The organism is Marinilabiliales bacterium, assembly GCA_007695015.1.
Taxonomy (GTDB): Bacteria; Bacteroidota; Bacteroidia; order Bacteroidales; family PUMT01; genus PXAP01.
The window spans coordinates 1-18,173 of the sequence record REEN01000035.1 but is presented as its reverse complement, the minus strand read 5'-3'; the positions used below and the strand labels follow the sequence as shown (position 1 = coordinate 18,173).

The window sequence follows — 18,173 nt, the reverse complement described above, 5'->3', positions numbered from 1 at the left end:
TTACCGGCACTATGGTCTTCAGTATATCATCTCATCCAATACCTTCCAGCTTATATTTCCTTCGTTATCAATATCATACCTCAGGAGCATGGCTCCGGCCAGGTGTCCGTCCTCAAAGTAGGCAAAAACCCACCTTTTGTTGAGGATATGAATGCCGTCCATAAAGTAGAACCCCATTGTGCCGCCAAGTACAGAAGCTGAACCGATAATTTCCTGACCGGCAGCAAGGTCTTCCCTGAGCTCGCGGAGCGGATCTGAGAGGCCCATTTTTTGCAGATCTTCAATCTGCCTGCCGTCAATAAATGGAGGTGTGGCTCCGGTTACCCTGCATTCCTGCAGAAGCAGGGAAATGCTGTCATTACGGTTTATACTTTTTTCAACAAGCAGGCGCGAGGCGTCAAGCTGTTCCTCAAGTCCGGCAACACGCCAGGCTCTAGACTGTGAAAACACCAGCATAACCAGAAGTATCCCGATAACAGCCGATTGTAATGCAATAACTACATATGCTTTTCTTTCCGACATTACTTGGTGTATTAATTTATACTCGCAAAAATAGGAACTTAATAATTAATACTAAATGGCACCCCTTACTCAACATGCCTGTTCCAGATGTAACTCAACCGTACACTGCATGTACGTTTTCGAACATAACCAACAAGCATGTCCCATCACCAATATTAATTACTGTCTGAGTGTTAATTTACTATGCATAATGGCAAGCTTCTTGCAGTAATTTACACTTCAGCCTGATGACGCTGATAGCCCATAAGCCCGGAGAATTGTTAACCAAAAATTTTAAAAAATGCGACACTTAGTTTTTGTGAAAAGGGCCATGTGGTCATTTTTGTTTCTTTTGCTGATAGCCGGTTGTGATGACGGTGAACAGGCTCTCCCGCCCCCTTCGGCTGAATTTGAGGCCTCTGAACGGAATATCCATATCTGGGATGTGGTTAAGTTCAATATGATCCCGGGAGATAACGAAGTTGATGCAGAATGGCGCTTTGAAGGAGGTACACCAGATCATTCTGATGTAACTGAGCCGGAAGTACTATACAAAATTCCCGGCGAATACGGCGTGAAACTAACGGTAAGGAATGAAGCGGGCGAAACCACAATAGAACAGCAAAGATATATTGTGGTGAATGAATACGATAATCAGTACGGTGTACTGACCGACCCCAGGGATGAACAGACATACAAGGTGACTGTGATTGCCGGACAGTACATAATGGCCCAAAATCTGAATTTTGATGACGGAAAAGCTGTTCACTATGATAATGACCCTGACCACGGTGAAGTTTACGGGCGGCTATATACATGGGAAATGGCAGTGGATGCATGTCCCCCGGACTGGAGGCTGCCAACCAGGAGCGAATATGCGATGATAAGGGAATATCTTGGCGGGGAATATACTGCGGGAGGGAAGATGAAACTCCCGGGAACAGATCACTGGGAAGAACCGAATGAATGGGCCACCAACAGCTCCGGATTCTCTGCACCCGGATCGGGCGGGTATATGCCCGGCCACCTGGAATTTTACAGCCTCGGAGAAAGTGCAACTTACTGGACCAAGACAGAAACAATATACGGAAATGCATGGTCAATGGCCCTGATGACAAAAAACGGCCGGATGGCTATCCAGAATACAACAGACAAGAGTCAGTGGTTTTCAGTAAGGTGCATAAAAGATTGATATACCTGAAGTCCCGTTCCCGCTCAGATACAGTTAAATCTTATTTTTGTAAGTTTACAGCCCGGCACTGATATTCCGGGCTGTAAATCATTTATAGTGGCGAAGTATATTAGGACTATTATTATCCTGATCATTATGACCTTTCTGCAAGCTCCGCAAGAAACATATGCGGGGAACAGTGCAAAAAGGCATATTGGTTTTGGAGGCGGGTGGCAAGCAGGGGGACTGAGGGACAGAGGTATATCCCCTCTATACTACAGCGGTCATTACGGGCTGGCTCAGGCAGGGTATTATTATATCAGCGACAGCACACTGGCAGGCATAAGCACAAATTTTTCATGGGGCAGGATCATACCAGCGATATATCCGGGACCTGATGGCTCAGAGATAATAAGTATCAGGGGCAGTCTCGATTTTCAGCTTCTAAGGTATGCAGGAACCCTTACCGGGGAAAAAATCAGGCTGCATGCAGGCGGTACAATGACCTCAAATATAGGTTTCTATGAGCACAACAACCTCATGAACAGCGCCAAAAAGAATTACAGCTTCAGCACACTTAATGTTACCGGATCAATATCAGACGCCATAAATATAATGGGAAGGGACTTCATGGTCTCATTCACCGCAAGCATACCGGTAATATCTTTTATTGTGCGACCCTCCCAGTCCTACATAAAGCCGGAGGGATTCCTGGATCACAACACGGGTAATATCAGAAGTTTTTTCAGTAGCATTGAAATCGCTTCCCTTAACCGGTTTGCCGGTGCCGTGACAGAAACAGCAATTGAACGTACACTGTCCAGCGGTAATAAAATCCAGTTGGGCTACAAATGGCAATACTTCAGCCACATGAACGAAAATCGCCTGGAATCGGCAATGCACGGAATATCCATCAAAACATTTTTTAGTTTATAGGAAATATGCACAAGTTAATCTTTATATCACTGTTTATTGCCACGATCGTTTTATCCTGCGAAAAGCTGCTGATAGAAAGTGATTGCGAGGACACCCCGGTAAACAACTTTGAGCTTATGTGGGAAATAATAGACCGGAATTACTCCTTCTTTGAATACAAAAATATAAATTGGGATTCTATTTACGACAGTTACCGGCCCCGTATCAGCAATGAACTTTCAGACAGTGAGCTTTTTCAAGTTTTATCCGGAATGCTCTTTGAACTGCGTGACGGCCACGTAAATCTCTATTCGGGTTTCGGCAACTCGAGAAATGTGGAATGGTATTCTTTATTCTCACCCAATTTCAACTCTGAACTTCTTGAACAATATTACCTTATTGACGATTATGAAACCTGGGGACCGTTTTACACCAAAGTGTTTGATTCCATAGGCTATGTTTATATAGGCTCTTTTTCAGAAAGAATAAATAACGCCGATATCGATGCTGTTATTGAAAGGCTCTATGATACAAGGGGAATAATTTTTGATGTAAGGAACAACAGCGGCGGATTTGGCAGTAGCGGTGAAATTATCACGGGAAGATTTGCCGACAAAAGAAGGCTTGTATCCTACACGCTCTACAAATCCGGTCCGGGACATAATGACTTCACCGCGCCCCAACCCAATTTTGTTGGCCCGCTGGGCGACAAGCAATATACCGGGAAGGTGGTTGTCCTTACAAACAGGAGGGTTTACAGTGCAACAAACGACTTCGTGCTTTATATGTCATCACTCCCTCATGTCACCATAATGGGTGACACAACTGGCGGTGGCGGAGGCACACCATATGATTATGAGTTATATAACGGATGGCGTTTCAGGATACCGAGGACTATGACGCTGGCATATAATGGTTTTAATGTGGAGAACGGCATCCCGCCCGACATCAACGTCCGTCTGTCTGCAAACGATTTAAGAGACGGTATTGACACAATAATTGAGGCTGCCCTTGAACACATTTCCGGAACAAATACCTCAAAGAACTGACATTCTGTATCATGCAGCGTATCATTAAGATAACTGACGACGGCTCACCCACCTTCTATGTACCCTATTTGAATGAGTATTACCACTCATTGTATGGCGCCCGGGATGAATCTGAACATGTATTTATTGAAAATGGGTTCAGAAAATCGGACAAGAAGGTTGTTTCAGTTTTTGAAGTTGGGCTCGGTACCGGACTGAATGCCTGGCTGACATGCCTGGAGGCAGAAAAAAGCGACAGAACGGTTGTTTATCACTCTGTGGAGTTGTTTCCGCTTGAAAGAGCCGAATGGAGTCAATTTGAAAAGCACCTGGGAGCAGATAAGCCGAATTCCTTTTTCAGAAAAATACATGAATGCAGTTGGGGAGCAGAGACAGCAATTTCTTCCCGGTTCAGAATTAAAAAAATAATATGTGACATAACCGGGTACGAAACTGCCAGTAAATACGATATTGTCTATTTTGATGCATTCGGCCCGGATGTGCAACCTGAAATGTGGACAGTTGAAATCTTTTCGAAAATATCATCTATGATGAGTGACGGAGGACTGCTTTCCACATACTCCTCAAAGGGAGAAGTGAGAAGAAATATGCAGGCGGGGGGACTCAGGGTCATACGTGTACCCGGTCCCCGCGGAAAAAGGCAAATCACATTGGCTTTCAAATCTTTTGAAGAACCAAACAAAACAAAATAAAGAGGAATAATTATACTTTTCTTATTTTTTTGCTTTACTTTCGTGGCTTTTAGGCTTTCAATATGATAATAATTAATAAAACCGCAAACAGATGAAATTCAAAATTCTAACAACACTTTTACTCTCACTGACAATTGTTTTTAATTCCTGCGGACAAGGCAGGACTGAAAGGTCAGACCTGAAAACGGAGGCAGACACCATAAGTTATGCAATTGGTATAACATTCGGACACAGTCTCATGACGAGCGGCCTGGAAGATATTAATCCTGAAGCTATAGCGCTTGCCATATCAGAAATGATAAATAATGAGAGCACTATGTTTAACCCGGAGGAAGCAAATATGTACCTTAATGAGTACTTCGCGAAGATGCAGTTTGGCGAAAACCTTGAAGAGGGAGAGAATTTCCTTGCTGAAAACATGCTGAGAGAGGGCGTGACAGTCACCGAATCAGGTATTCAGTATGAGGTTATTGAGATGGGTGAAGGTCCGCGTCCGTCGGCAGAAGATGAGGTGGTAGTGCATTACAGGGGAACACTTATTGACGGTACCGAGTTTGACAGCTCCTACTCAAGGAATGAGCCCGCACAATTCCAGCTTAACCGTGTTATTCCAGGATGGACAGAAGCACTGCAGCTGATGCCTGTCGGGTCAAAGTGGAGGATTTTCATACCCCAGGATCTGGCATATGGTGCCAATCCGAGGCAGGGTGGGATGATTGAACCCTACATGATGCTAATATTTGAGGTGGAACTTCTTGATATAGTCTCTGATTAAAAATGAATGTAGTTCTTGAAGGCAAAGTTCTGCAAATCCTTCCTGCGCAAAGCGGAACAGGCAAAAACGGCCCATGGGTAAAACAGGATTTCATTATTGAGACACCGGGCGATTTTGCAAGGAAAATATGTATCAGCGCCTGGGGGGACAGGGCTGAAGAAGCAGGTGCACTTCAGGCCGGCGATCAGGTTTCGGTAAACGTCAACATAGAATCAAGGGAGTTCAATGAACGGTGGTATACCGATGTAAAGGCATGGAAAATTGAAAAGGCTGTTTCGCCGGATACTCCGGTGCCGCCACCCGGGGAAGATGTGCCCCCTCCCTCTGACGAAGATCTTTTGCCATTCTGATAAAAGGTAACTACAAGCAATCCTGCACAGATAGCTCACGGGAAAAAACCGCGGCTCGAGCAAATAAACCCGTATCGCTAATAATAACAATGCAATGATTATCATCTCGTAAGCAATTTGGTCTGCAGATTCAAAAGAGGCTGCCCTTTTGAGACAGCCTCTTTTGAATTTATAATGAAGCAGAATTCTTTCTGCCCTACCCTACTTAGCTGCCAGAACCCTGGATGATCCCCAAAAGAACTGGTTTAGTGTTTTGTAGTTCTGTCTGGTGAAGGTAAGAACGTACTCGCCCTTGTTGTTGTAAACCAGGTAGGTTTCTGCAGGCTGAATGCCACTTCCCTGATGCTCAACATGCTTGTAAACGCTCAGTCCGTTCCGGTAAGCCTTCAGCTCCATGAAACTATGGCGGCCATTAGGCTTGTTGTTTTTTATAACAGGCATCCTGGAGTAGGTACGGCCGTCTCTCCTGAAAGAGACAATATCCTCGGCCTGGTATCTGCTCCTGGCTTCTTTACCAATTCCAACAAGACTGCTTGTAATACCGACCCTGACCCTGTCATAATAGGTTACCTCATCTGTGGTAAGAACGTAATCGGGTACTTCGGCTTTTACTGCTGATGTGGCACATGCAAGTGCAATAACGATTAAAATAGTTGCTTTTTTCATTTTTTGGTTCCTCCGTATTTTTGGTTTATAATAATTTACCCCAAGAGTAACCAAAGTCGTGCCAAACCTTATATGTGTCTGTTTTTATGCGCTTTAATAAAATACAGATAAAATATTCATGCTCAGAAGCAGCCAACAATACGATTTTGCTGTACGAATACGTACAGTAACCGGTCACAGGCGAACACGGCATAAAAAACAGCCGGTGATACCGGCTGCTCATGAAGTTATAATTATATTATGCCCTTTTTCATTTTACTCCCGCAAGGTCGATCAGGAAGGCGTATTCCATTGCAATCTCCCGGTATCGCCTGTATCGGCCCGCTGCGCCGCCATGCCCGGCTTCCATATTGGTATATAGCAACAGCGGGTTGTCGCAGGTTTTGTATTCTCTCAATTTAGCAACCCACTTGGCAGGTTCCCAGTACTGCACCTGTGAGTCGTGAAGACCTGTTGTAACGAGCATCGCCGGGTATCCCTGGCGGGTCACCTGGTCGTACGGGGAATACGACAGCATATAGTGATAGAACTCTTCAATGTTGGGGTTTCCCCATTCATCATATTCGGAAGTTGTTAGAGGTATGCTTTCATCCAGCATTGTGGTCACCACATCGACAAATGGTACGGCAGCAATGACCCCGCGGTAAAGATCGGGCCTCATATTTATTACGGCGCCAATAAGCAACCCCCCGGCACTTCCTCCCCGGGCAAAGAGCATTCTCTGATTGGTATAATTCTGGTCAATGAGATATTGAGCACAATCATTAAAATCGGTGAAGGTATTTTTCTTGTTCAGCAACTTGCCTTCCTCATACCAGTATCGGCCCATCTCCTGTCCTCCCCTGACATGTGCTATGGCATAAATAAACCCCCGGTCAAGCAGACTTAGCCTCACCGAACTGAAACGAGGGTCGGTACTTGATCCATATGACCCATAGGCATAAAGCAAAAGCGGATTTGAACCGTCCCTTTCAATGCCTTTTCGGTAAACCAGCGATACCGGTATTTTAGTCCCGTCACCGGCGGTGGCATACAATCTCCGGGCCTGGTAATTATCCGGGTCAAAATCACCTATAACCTCATCCTGCTTGAGGAGCACCCGTTCTCCCGTCTTCATGTTATAATCGAAAACCGAATTGGGAGTTGTCAGAGAGCTGTAGCTGTACCTGAGCATGTCGCTGTCAAAGTCAGGATTGACAGACACTGCAGCAGTATATACTTCTTCTGGAAATTCAAGGTAATGACCTGACATATCATCCCAGTTGTAAATATAAATCTGACGTAGCCCGTTCTTCCTCTCAGAAAGCACCAGGTGGTCATTGAAAATCTCAATTCCACTTAGCAATACATCATCCCTGTGGCCAACCAGCTCCTTCCAGTGTTCCTTGCCGGTTCGGCCCTCAGGGGTCTCCATAAGCCGGAAGTTCACTGCCTCCCAGTTAGTCACAATATAAAACCTGCCACCATGATGATCAACACTATAGCGCATATCACTCTCACGGGGATGGAATACCCTGAAATCAGAAAAAGGATCTCCTGCGCTGACATACCTGTACTCGGTCGAAAGAGTGCTTGATGACACTATCATAACATACTCTTTTGATTTTGTGGTAAATACTGCAACCCTGTAGGTCTCATCATCCTCGTGATACACAAGTCTGCGGCTGGCCGGATCATCACCAAGAGCGTGCCGGTACACATTCTCTGCTCGGAGTGTAATATTGTTCTGGGTAGTGTAGAAGAGTGTACGGCTGTCATTGCTCCAGGCAACATATCCGTTTGTTTCGGAGATCATATCGGATAATAGTTCACCGGTGACAAGATCCTTGAAGTGAAGGGCATATCTCCTCCTGCCCACAGTATCGATGCCAAATGCAAGTATCCTGTTATCGGGACTAACATTCAGGCCGGCGACCTGAAAAAAGCTGTGCCCCCCGGCCATATCATTTACATTTAACATTATCTCCTCGTCAGCATCCATGCTTCCCTTGCGCCTGCAATATACCGGGAACTCAAACCCCTCTTCGTAACGGGTGTAATAGTAGTAGCCGTTATCAAAATAGGGGACTGATTCATCGGTCTGCTTTATTCTTCCGATTATTTCATTGTACAAATTCTCCTGCAATTCTTCGGTGTGCCGGAGCATTTTAGTGGTATATTCGTTTTCCTCTTCCAGGTACCCGATCACCTCAGGATTCTCCCTTTCACGCAGCCAGTAGTAATTGTCAATACGCGTATGCCCGTGGGTGGTTATCTCATGGGGTATTTTTTCCGCAACCGGAGGACTTGGCACATGATCCTTGCAGGATCCTGATATCATAAAGAAAATGGTTAGCATAACTAAGGCTGATAATCGTTGTGGATAGGTTTGCATCGCTTTTATATTAAAATGAACCCTGGCTGATCAATACCGATTAATATGCAGTCTTTACCTTTTTTCAATTAAACTTTCATAATCTTCAACATTCCCATTGTCAAGGCATGTTTCAATTATCCTGCGTCCCAGATCAGACAGCCCGTTGACCTGGTACTGCGGAAGCTGCTCATGGAAAAATGCCTTAAGAATTTCAGCACCTTTGTCATAACCCTCAAAACCTACTGCTTCCTGTCTGTAAACCTTAAGAAAGCGTGATGGGATCTTCGACCCCTCTATTGTAAGGTAGTTAAGTTCAAAACCGAGCAGGGGGCACCGGGCGGACTGGTACTGTTCTGCCCTGAACTTGGCATTGCCCCTTCTTGTAAGGTACTCACGCATCAGCAGCTGCGGTTTGAACCCAACCTTCCAGACACCTATATACTGGTTGGGGGTCAAAACATACTGGGTAACGGTATTATTCACGATCTGGTCCAGAAGAAGGTTGGCATGCGTTACCTTAAGCCCTGTAGCAAAAGGCCAGTATGAGCCTACTCCCTCGCTGCCCATCTTGTCAGAATCAACTATACTTGGATTAGCATGCCCCCTTGGCGATACAAGCCTCCATAACCATGCAAGGGCCGGCGGCAAAATATGGAACAGCCCTATTATTCCATAGCTTGGGTTTTCTGCCGAGCACGGAGGAGTGCGCACACCAAAGCTCCTTACGTCAACTGAAACAGGTTTATTAACAACACCGGGGAATATCTGCCTGGGGACAACCACACGGGGATTGGGACATGGCTTACCGGGTTCGTCTTCGATATGGTTCCATATGAGTGCCGTTCCGCCGGGATTGGTGCGGATATTCAGAAACAGAAGCGGTTCCGTGGAGTTTATGGTAAGTTTCTCAATCTGAGGTTCGCATCCGTAACCCGTAATATTGTCCGTCCTTATAAACCAGCCGTGCTCAGCATCCATGATTCGCAATCTCATTCCGCCGGTTTCATATGATGGATGGACTATGCCCATATCATCGCATACAGGGTTGATCTTGCAAAACTGCGGGATTGCAGTTGCCCTTTTCTCGCCGGTGATGGTATTTTCACCTATCTCGACAGAGCCTTCAGGCTCACGGACGATCATCTGGAGCATTTCACTTTTTCCTCCCCCACTGGCACCCTCGTGCATGAATGTTGTTATATTGTCATAGGGACTTACGCTCTGGACCGCCGAACAGTGCGGGGCTGACCATCCCTCAAATTCTCCTATGCTGAGAAGTACGCCATAGATACCCTTTTTTGCGCTGGGTCCGGGATAAAGATTGTAGGAAAATATTTCATAAACTTCGTCTGTCCGGTTGTGCACCACAACCTGTTTTCCATCAAAATGTGTATGCCTGAAAGTGGGTGCTACATAAACTACAGATTTTACAGCTATTTCTTCTTTTACTTCAGCCGGATCGATTATTTTCTGAAGCAGTGACAGCCCCATACAGAAAAATGCAGCATTTGCCGGTGCAATGGCTATACCATAATAACTGAATTCGGAAGGGCCGATCTTGAATATGAAATATCCAAGTTGCTGTTCAATAAGCCAGTCAATCGTTTCCTGGCGCAACGGACTGAACTCACTGCCATACTTGTCACTGAACCTCTCCTTATCACTTGGTTTATCATCGGCAACCACCAGGGTGTCAGGATCCCTTCTTCTCATGTAGGTCTCTGTATAGTTCACAGAGATACCGTTGGCAACCCGGTGAACCATGGCTTCCACATGCTTACCCTTTCCTTTGATTTCATAGCTGACCTCAAAGCTGTTATTTTCCTTGCCTCCAACCGCTGCATCTGCAAGTTCTGCGGAACTTGTGAATAACTTACAATCAGGACATTTTGAGAGAAGGCCGGAAACCTCCTCGGGCAGACTGATATTATCTGGTAACATGATAGATTAAGAGGTTAAATAATCAAAAATTTAATTATGCATTCGATCAATAAACCACACCCATAAACCGCCGCAAAATTATAAATATACTTATAAAAACAATACTATATGAGGATAATAAATAATTCCCGGCACTCAGTTCAGGCCCTTCATGCTAAGCTGAATGCGTTTGCGGGCTTCATCCACCTCCAGTACCTTTACCCTCACACTCTGATGGAGCTTAACCACATCATTGGGATTTTTTACGAACCTGTCGGCCATCTGCGATATATGCACCAGTCCGTCCTGCTTTACACCAATATCGACAAAAGCTCCGAAATTAGTTATATTGGTGACTATTCCGGGAAGAACCAACCCCGGCTTCAGGTCGCCAATACCGAAAACATCGGGTGAGAACTCAAAAACCTCAATCTTGCTGCGGGGGTCCCTTCCGGGCTTGGCCAGCTCGGCCATTATATCATTAAGTGTAGGTAATCCCGTGGTTTCTGTTACATATTTATTCAAATCAAGTTTTTCCCGTATTTCCTTCTTCTTTATCAGGTCCTCAATGGCTGCGCCCATATCTCCGGCCATACGTTCGACAATATTATAGGACTCGGGGTGGACAGCCGAATTATCAAGCTGATTAGGTGCACCGGGAATACGGAGGAAACCTGCACACTGCTCAAATGCCTTTGCTCCCAGCCTTGGGACCCCTTTCAGATCTTCTCTTGATGCAAAGGGTCCGTTCTCTTTGCGGAATTCAACAATATTTCCGGCCAACTGGGGACCAAGTCCGGATACATATGTGAGCAAGTGCCTGCTTGCTGTATTGAGATTAACACCCACCAGGTTCACGCAACTCTCCACCACCTGGTCGAGTCCGGTCTTAAGCCTTCCCTGATCGACATCATGCTGATACTGGCCCACCCCTATGGACTTCGGATCTATCTTAACCAGTTCGGCGAGGGGATCAGAGAGCCTTCGTCCTATTGATACGGCTCCGCGCACGGTTACATCATAACCGGGGAACTCTTCTCTTGCAACCTGTGATGCCGAATAGACAGATGCCCCGCTCTCATTTACCATGAAGACACTGACATCCCTGTCAAATTTAACCTTCCTGATGAAGTTCTCGGTTTCACGCGATGCGGTGCCGTTACCGATGGATATTGCCTCAATTTTGTACTGGTTGACAAGCGAGGCTATCTTTTTTGCAGCCATCCGGCCCTCACTCTGAGGCGGGTGGGGGTAAATTGTCTCATTGTGCAGCAGGTTGCCCTGCTCATCAAGGCAAACAACCTTGCAACCGGTACGGTAACCAGGATCTATTGCCAGGATACGTTTTTGCCCCAATGGCGGTGCAAGCAAAAGCTGCCTCAGGTTTTCGGCAAAGACAGATATCGCTTCAGTATCGGCTTTCTCCTTCGAGAACGATCGGAATTCATTCTCAATTGAGGGCCCCAGCAACCTCCTGTAGCTGTCATTTACCGCTTCCTCAACCTGCCGGGAAGATTCTTTACTGCCCTTTACAAACAAACGGTGAAGAATCTCCAGTGCCTTCTCAACAGGAGGCTCGATTGAGAGTTTCAATACACCCTCCTCCTCGCCCCTTCTCAACGCAAGAATTCTGTGTGACGGGCAACGTGCGAGCCTCTCTTCAAAGCTGAAGTAGTCTCTGAACTTGGCACCTTCCTCCTCCATGTTCCTTACAATCCTGGAGGTTATGACTGCTTCCCTTTCAAAAAGTCCCCTTATGCGATTACGTGCATCCTGGTTTTCACTTACCCATTCGGCAACGATATCCCTCGCCCCCTGCAACGCATCGGGGACTTCGGGGACTTCGTCTGACAAAAACTTCAAAGCCCTTTCGTCCAGATCATTAAAACGTTGCTCCATCATAATCACAGCCAGAGGTTCCAGTCCGCGCTCCCTTGCGACCGAGGCCCTTGTCTTCCTCTTGGGCCTGTAAGGCAGGTAGATGTCTTCCAGCTCAGTAATACTCTGCGCACTGCCGATCTTCTGCTTCAATTCAGGAGTGAGATTGCCCTGGTCCTCAAGAGATTTAAGGATCGCATCCCTGCGCTTATCCATCTCGGCAAGCTTGCCTGCCTTATCCTTTATTTCGGCAATCATTACCTCATCAAGACTGCCCGTGAGCTCTTTCCTGTACCTGCTGATAAAGGGAACAGTTGAGCCCTCTGCCAGCAGCTTTATGGTGTTCTCAACCTGCGCCGGGTTAAGGTCCAGTTCATTCGCTATCCTGTGTACATGTAGTCTGTTCATCACACTACCGCTCCAACTTTTTTTAAAATCTCCAAAGTTAATCCTTTTTATCTGCCGATTTATATACCTTTGTTAAGAAACCATACTTAACCCTATGCGCACAATAACCAAATTCATACTGATCGCAATCGCCATTATGGGAATTGCATGGCTTATACCCGGAGTAGAGGTTGTCTCATTCACCACCGCATTATGGGTGGCTCTCCTGCTAGCCATCCTCAATCTGATAGTAAAACCGATCCTGATAGTTCTGACCATACCGGTAACCATATTAACTTTCGGGTTGTTCCTTCTCGTAATTAACGGACTGATAATATGGATGGCCGGAGCATGGGTGCGGGGCTTTTTTGTTGAAACTTTCTGGAAGGCAATACTGTTCAGCATTCTGTTGTCGGCTGCCACCTACCTGATAGAGCAACTGCTGGGACCTCCCCCGCCCAGCAGACGGGTATATCACGGGGAGACAAGAAGTTACCGGCGCGAGTGATTTCATCCTGAATAGATCCATTTTCAAGGTTCTGACACAATCCGGCGGAACTGGTAAGTCAACTGGTCATCTACCATTGCTCCGGGCCTTCAGGTTGAACTACATCGTAACGTACGCCCTTGTGTGGTTCTATATAAAATATACCCCTGTCACTGGTTGCCGATGAGCAGGTGCTCCTTCTCCTGCGCGGCAAGCACGGTAAGATGTGATATCCAGTACGCAAGGGTGCTTTCAGCCCCCTGGTTCCTGTTCACCCCCTGCCTTTCAAGTCCGTCACATCCACCACAGGTCTCATGATCATAAAGTGGTAGCCGGAGTGAATTTTCTCCAAGGAACCAGAGGTATGAAGCAAACATCTTCTCTATACAGGTGCGGTCCATAGTCACCTGGAAAGCCCTGTAGTACATCAGCACCATTGCCATAACGTCAATGGATTGCTGGTCGAATTCCGGAACTCTGCCCCCCTTCTCGTACCATCCCTGGTTGCCGACGGGTACCAGACATCCGTTCCTGAAAGTAACCGATTCCAAAAAAGTAGTTGATTCAATGGCAATATTAAGCATTTCATCCTCACCGGTTATCTCATAGGCTGAAAAGAGAGCAAGTGGAAGGATGGCATTATCATATGTCATTATCTTTTCAAACCATTGCCAGTCCCCGTCCCGGTTGTCTTTATATGCCTCCATGATAACCGATACCAGGCTCTTCATCTTTTTCACCATCGCCTCATCATCAGGAGTCGCTTTAAGGTAATAACATATCCCAATCACAGTGTTAGCTATACCTCTTAACGATTGCAGATTATCAAAATGAGGCACCGACCTGAAGAATATTTCCCTGCCTATCTGCTTGAAGGCATCATTGGGTGCAAATCTTATAAGATAGGCGAGCGCCCATACAGAACGGCCGAAAGAATCTTCCGAACCATGCTCATCCAGGAACTGCCGGCTGAAACTGAGAAAATTCCTGAAATTACCGTCCTCTCTCTGCATATAGTGGAGGAAACTGAGATAGACAGGCATCAGCTTGAGGGAATCCTCGTCCCTGTTCTGCCTCCAGGCAAGGATGGACATCAGGAGTGCCCGGGAGTTGTCGTCTACACAATATCCCTCCTTGAGGTTGGGGATGCCGTATTTGGCATGCTGCACTATACCGGTGTCGTCGGTAAGCCTTTTAACATGTGAAAGATCATATGAAGGCATAAGCGACAGGTCTATTGCCTGCTTTTCGGGCTTTGGCTCTTTTTCCCAGTTGTCACACACAAACTCGGCAAGGTACAGGTACTGCTTGCCAATTTTTGGCCACCTGAGTTTTTTGCCGTATTCTCTTGATTTTTCCCTTAGCGCGGAAAGTTTTTCGGGATCTGACAGCAGCTCATCAACTATTGAGGCAAGCTGCGCGGTATCCCTGAAATCGAACAGCCGCCCCCTTCCGTTCCCGAGAAGCTCCTGGGCATGCCAGTAGGGCGTGGAAACAACAGCACAACCTGAACCGACAGCATATGACAGCGTACCGCTGGTAATCTGTGCCTCATTGGGATAGGGCGTTATGTATACATCTGTGGCACTCAGGTATTCAAATAACCTGTCCTCGGCCACAAATTCATTGTTGAAGTATACATGCTTTTCAAGTCCTTTGGTCTTGACAATACGCCTGAGAAAATTACGGTACTCCTCGCCGGTATGCCGCAGCACCGATGGATGGGTTGCCCCAAGCACAATATACAGCACGTCGGGATGTTTTTCAACAATGGCAGGCAATGCGTTGATAACGGTCTCCACTCCCTTACTCCTCCCCAGGAGTCCGAATGTCAGCAGCACCTTTCTCTCCTCGAGCCCGAACCTCTCTTTCGCCTTTTTCCGCGAAAGCTTTTCAAATTCAGGAACACCATGTTCAATGACCTCAATCTTTTCGGCGGGTATGTGATATATCTCCCTGAGAAAGGTAAATGCGCGACGGCTCATTACCACTATGCGGGCTGCCTTCTTCCCGATCTCCTCGACGATGGACCGCTGTGTATAGGAAGGTTCCTTCAGCACTGTGTGGAAGGTAACGATCAGCGGGACCTCCAGCCTGTGAAGCAGGGGCAGGATGTAGACCCCGTCGTCGCCGCCGTAGATGCCGAATTCGTGTTCGAGTATGCACAGATCAGTTTCGCTGAAGTTGATATATCTTGCAGCATCGGCATAATCCCGCTGCCGGTTCTGCCGTATGGTAAACTTAACCTCGGGCGGATAATCAAACTCCTGGTTATCTTCGTTCAATGCCACGATCATCATGCTTTCGTGCGGATTCTTATGCCCGGTATTCGCCAGTATCGCCTTTACCATATTTTTTGTAAATGTGCCAATTCCGCACTTTCTTGGCGGGTAAGTACCTATAAATGCTATATTCATAAACCTGATTTTATTTTAAAGACAATTTGACCTGAATAATATACCTGCCAGATGATCCGGGTCCTGACCGTGCCCTGCACAATACCGCTGCACGTTCAGACCAGAAGACCCTACAAAACTTCAAACTCCGAAACAAGAAGGTCATCCTTCGAAGAAGAAGGACCTGCATATATCTCGTAGACCATCTGCTCGATCACCCACTCCCGGGCAACCGGATCGTACATGGCAAGTTCAGACGCCGGCAGCTCAAATTCCACCCGCCGGGTCTCTCCCGGCAAAAGCTCAATCCTTCTGAAGCCCCTGAGCAGTTTCACCGGCCTGTCGGCTGCCGAATTGCCAAACCCTATGTATAATTGTACAACTTCATCGCCGGTCCTTATCCCGGTATTGGTAACCTCAACCGATACTTCCAGGGATTCATCACAGGTTATCGCCGGTGTGAGGACTTCAAGGTTGCCGTAGCTGAAAGTTGTATAACTCAGTCCGTGACCAAAAGGATAGGCAGCCTCGTAGCCTTTTTTGTCAAAAAGGGTATACCCGTGATAATAACCATAGGTGATGCTGTCAACCCACCTGTCGAAAAAAGGAAGGTCATTCTCATTGACAGGTATGGTAAAGGGTAGTCTGGCTGCAGGATTCACGTCGCCAAAAAGTACTTCTGCCAGGGCATTGCCTCCCTCCATCCCCGCGTACCATGCAAACAGTATGGCGGGTATATCATTACGCCACTCTTCCATCATGATCGCACTGCCCCCGACATAAGTAACGACCGTTGCCGGATTGACCCCGGCAAGGGCGGCTATAAGAGCCCGGTCCTGCTGCTTAAGGCGCAGATCCGGCCTGTCGCCGCCTGCTGTGAATCTGCCTTCTGAAGATCCTGTATGATCAGGCGGCGGTCCATCTGTGCTGCCCATGAACTCTCCCTCATCCTCGTGAGTATAACCCGCAACGACGATCACCGCATCGGCTTCAGATGCAACCTGCCGGGCCTCCTCGGCATCATGGCCGTCATAAAGAACTGCCCTGACCCCGTTGGCTTCCGCATAAGAGCTGATACCCTGCCAGGGTGTGACAATATATGGGGTACGGACATGGCTGCTGCCCCTGTCGCCGGTATTCTCAACATCGGCAAGTGCACCGATAACGGCAACCGTTCGTATATCCCTGATGTCAAAAGGAAGCACTCCCTCGTTCTTTACAAGTACCATGCTCCTTCCTGCAACCTCCCTTGCCAGGCTGATATTCCTGTCGCTCGCTTTCAGGCTCTCATCGTAGGTCATGATATCATCCCTGAACGCATAAAGCAGTTTTGTACGTAAAACCCTAAGCACCATGGCATCAATCTGCTCCATGGTTACCTCACCCTTTTCAAGGGCAGGCTTTATTCTCCCTGGCGAATAGAATGTTCTGGCCGGCATCTCTACGTCCATCCCGGCATTGATGCCCATGACACCATCGCGCAAACCAAACACCCAGTCGCTCGAAACGAATCCCTCAAACCCCCACTCCTCCCGAAGTATCTCCGTGAGCAGGTATTCGCTGTGCCCGCAGTATTCTCCCCTGAAACGGTTGTATGCACTCATTATGGAAGCAATGTTGCCCTCCTGCACAACCTTTTTGAAATGCGGCAGGTAAACCTCCCGTAATGTGCGCTCATCCATGTGGACATCTACGTAGAACCTTGAGTTCTCGATGCTGTTTACGGCGAAATGCTTGGCACAGGCCATCACGTTGTGCCTCTGGGCGCCACTTACAAGCGCCAGGCCCATCTCCCCCAGCAGCCAGGGATCCTCGCCGTATGTCTCCTGCGCCCTTCCCCATGCCGGATGACGCAGCAGGTTAATGCACGGGGCGGCAAGATAGTTGGTGTTGTTGGCTCTAAGCTCCATGCCCATGACATCGCCAACCCTCCTTTCCATATCGGTGTCGAACGAGGCCCCCCTTGCCATTGCAACAGGGAAGCTGGTATTGCCGGTGCCCACAACGGCGCCGCGGGGACCGTCGGAAAGAACGAACGGGGGAATATTCAAACGCCTGTTCCGGCCGCTGAAGATGTGCGGGAACTGATCCTTCAAAAACCAGCTGCCCAAAAATCGCCGGTAGGTGATAAAAGGGCTTTCGCCGGAAAGCTGCCACAGCTTTTCATCGAGCGACATCTGCTCCAGCAGTTCACCGGCAAGAATGTCTATATCGGCTTCGCTCTGCACCTGGGGGAAAGCCTGCCTGTCAAACCTGAGATCGTGCTTACGGTACCAAAGTCCGGTCAAAACAATCCCGGAAACAAGAATGACCAGGGCAAGAAGGCTAAAACCAAAGATTTTAAGGATTTTAAAAAACAGCTTCATGATCAACGAAAGTTTAGATTTAAGGCGTTATATTATCTCTTCTGCAATTTATGAAAAAAAAAGATGTCAATTCAATTTTTTATTTTATAATTGTAAATCAAACACTTATCAACTATTTACATTATGAAACCCGCATCAACCTTCGGCAGACAAAATAACATGTACAAACCATGCGGGTTCCATGGATTGAAAAGCATAATATCCGAATTATGAATTTGTAACACATTGTTAAACAATTTGCTAACTATACTTTATACGAATGAA

The 18,173-nt window shown here is 47.0% G+C and carries 14 protein-coding genes; 7 read left to right on the top strand and 7 right to left on the bottom strand.

What is annotated here, in order from left to right; translation table 11 throughout:
• Positions 1-18: 18 nt before the first annotated feature.
• A complete protein-coding gene (locus EA408_03215; protein TVR74186.1) occupies positions 19-522 on the bottom strand; it encodes a hypothetical protein in 504 nt (167 codons plus the stop codon).
• A 280-nt stretch (positions 523-802) separates the two neighbouring features.
• Here EA408_03215 and EA408_03210 point away from each other — a divergent pair, with 280 nt between their 5' ends.
• The 6 genes from EA408_03210 to EA408_03185 all read left to right on the top strand — a co-directional run bounded on the left by EA408_03210 (position 803) and on the right by EA408_03185 (position 5,453).
• On the top strand, positions 803-1,693 hold the full coding sequence (locus EA408_03210; protein TVR74185.1) for a hypothetical protein: 891 nt from the start codon (positions 803-805) through the stop codon (positions 1,691-1,693).
• A gap of 135 nt (positions 1,694-1,828) precedes the next feature.
• Positions 1,829-2,608 (top strand): hypothetical protein, encoded by a 780-nt coding sequence (locus EA408_03205; protein TVR74184.1) that lies wholly within the window; start codon positions 1,829-1,831, stop codon positions 2,606-2,608.
• Between the two features lie 5 nt (positions 2,609-2,613).
• The gene (locus tag EA408_03200) at positions 2,614-3,636 is read left to right on the top strand and encodes a peptidase S41 (protein ID TVR74183.1); all 1,023 of its coding nucleotides are present in this window, start codon (positions 2,614-2,616) and stop codon (positions 3,634-3,636) included.
• A gap of 11 nt (positions 3,637-3,647) precedes the next feature.
• On the top strand, positions 3,648-4,328 hold the full coding sequence (locus EA408_03195; protein TVR74182.1) for an SAM-dependent methyltransferase: 681 nt from the start codon (positions 3,648-3,650) through the stop codon (positions 4,326-4,328).
• 91 nt (positions 4,329-4,419) lie between these two features.
• The gene (locus tag EA408_03190; GenBank protein TVR74181.1) at positions 4,420-5,103 is read left to right on the top strand and encodes an FKBP-type peptidyl-prolyl cis-trans isomerase; all 684 of its coding nucleotides are present in this window, start codon (positions 4,420-4,422) and stop codon (positions 5,101-5,103) included.
• A 2-nt stretch (positions 5,104-5,105) separates the two neighbouring features.
• Complete coding sequence (locus EA408_03185) at positions 5,106-5,453, top strand: DUF3127 domain-containing protein (protein ID TVR74180.1); 348 nt, start codon at positions 5,106-5,108, stop codon at positions 5,451-5,453.
• A gap of 201 nt (positions 5,454-5,654) precedes the next feature.
• Here the strand turns inward: EA408_03185 and EA408_03180 are convergent, their stop codons facing one another.
• The 4 genes from EA408_03180 to EA408_03165 all read right to left on the bottom strand — a co-directional run bounded on the left by EA408_03180 (position 5,655) and on the right by EA408_03165 (position 12,681).
• Entirely contained in the window at positions 5,655-6,119 is a 465-nt protein-coding gene (locus EA408_03180; GenBank protein TVR74179.1) for a hypothetical protein, read from the bottom strand.
• A 250-nt stretch (positions 6,120-6,369) separates the two neighbouring features.
• Complete coding sequence (locus EA408_03175) at positions 6,370-8,457, bottom strand: S9 family peptidase (protein ID TVR74178.1); 2,088 nt, start codon at positions 8,455-8,457, stop codon at positions 6,370-6,372.
• A gap of 90 nt (positions 8,458-8,547) precedes the next feature.
• Entirely contained in the window at positions 8,548-10,416 is a 1,869-nt protein-coding gene (locus tag EA408_03170) for a DUF4914 family protein (GenBank protein TVR74177.1), read from the bottom strand.
• Between the two features lie 135 nt (positions 10,417-10,551).
• On the bottom strand, positions 10,552-12,681 hold the full coding sequence (locus EA408_03165) for an RNA-binding transcriptional accessory protein (GenBank protein ID TVR74176.1): 2,130 nt from the start codon (positions 12,679-12,681) through the stop codon (positions 10,552-10,554).
• Positions 12,682-12,775: 94 nt separating this feature from the next.
• Here EA408_03165 and EA408_03160 point away from each other — a divergent pair, with 94 nt between their 5' ends.
• Entirely contained in the window at positions 12,776-13,168 is a 393-nt protein-coding gene (locus EA408_03160) for a phage holin family protein (GenBank protein TVR74175.1), read from the top strand.
• Positions 13,169-13,317: 149 nt separating this feature from the next.
• Here the strand turns inward: EA408_03160 and EA408_03155 are convergent, their stop codons facing one another.
• Together EA408_03155 and EA408_03150 are read right to left on the bottom strand one after the other, a co-directional pair.
• Positions 13,318-15,564, bottom strand: a complete 2,247-nt coding sequence (locus tag EA408_03155; protein TVR74174.1) for a glycosyltransferase — start codon at positions 15,562-15,564, stop codon at positions 13,318-13,320.
• A 110-nt stretch (positions 15,565-15,674) separates the two neighbouring features.
• Positions 15,675-17,909, bottom strand: a complete 2,235-nt coding sequence (locus tag EA408_03150; protein ID TVR74173.1) for a glycosyl hydrolase — start codon at positions 17,907-17,909, stop codon at positions 15,675-15,677.
• Positions 17,910-18,173 lie beyond the last annotated feature (264 nt).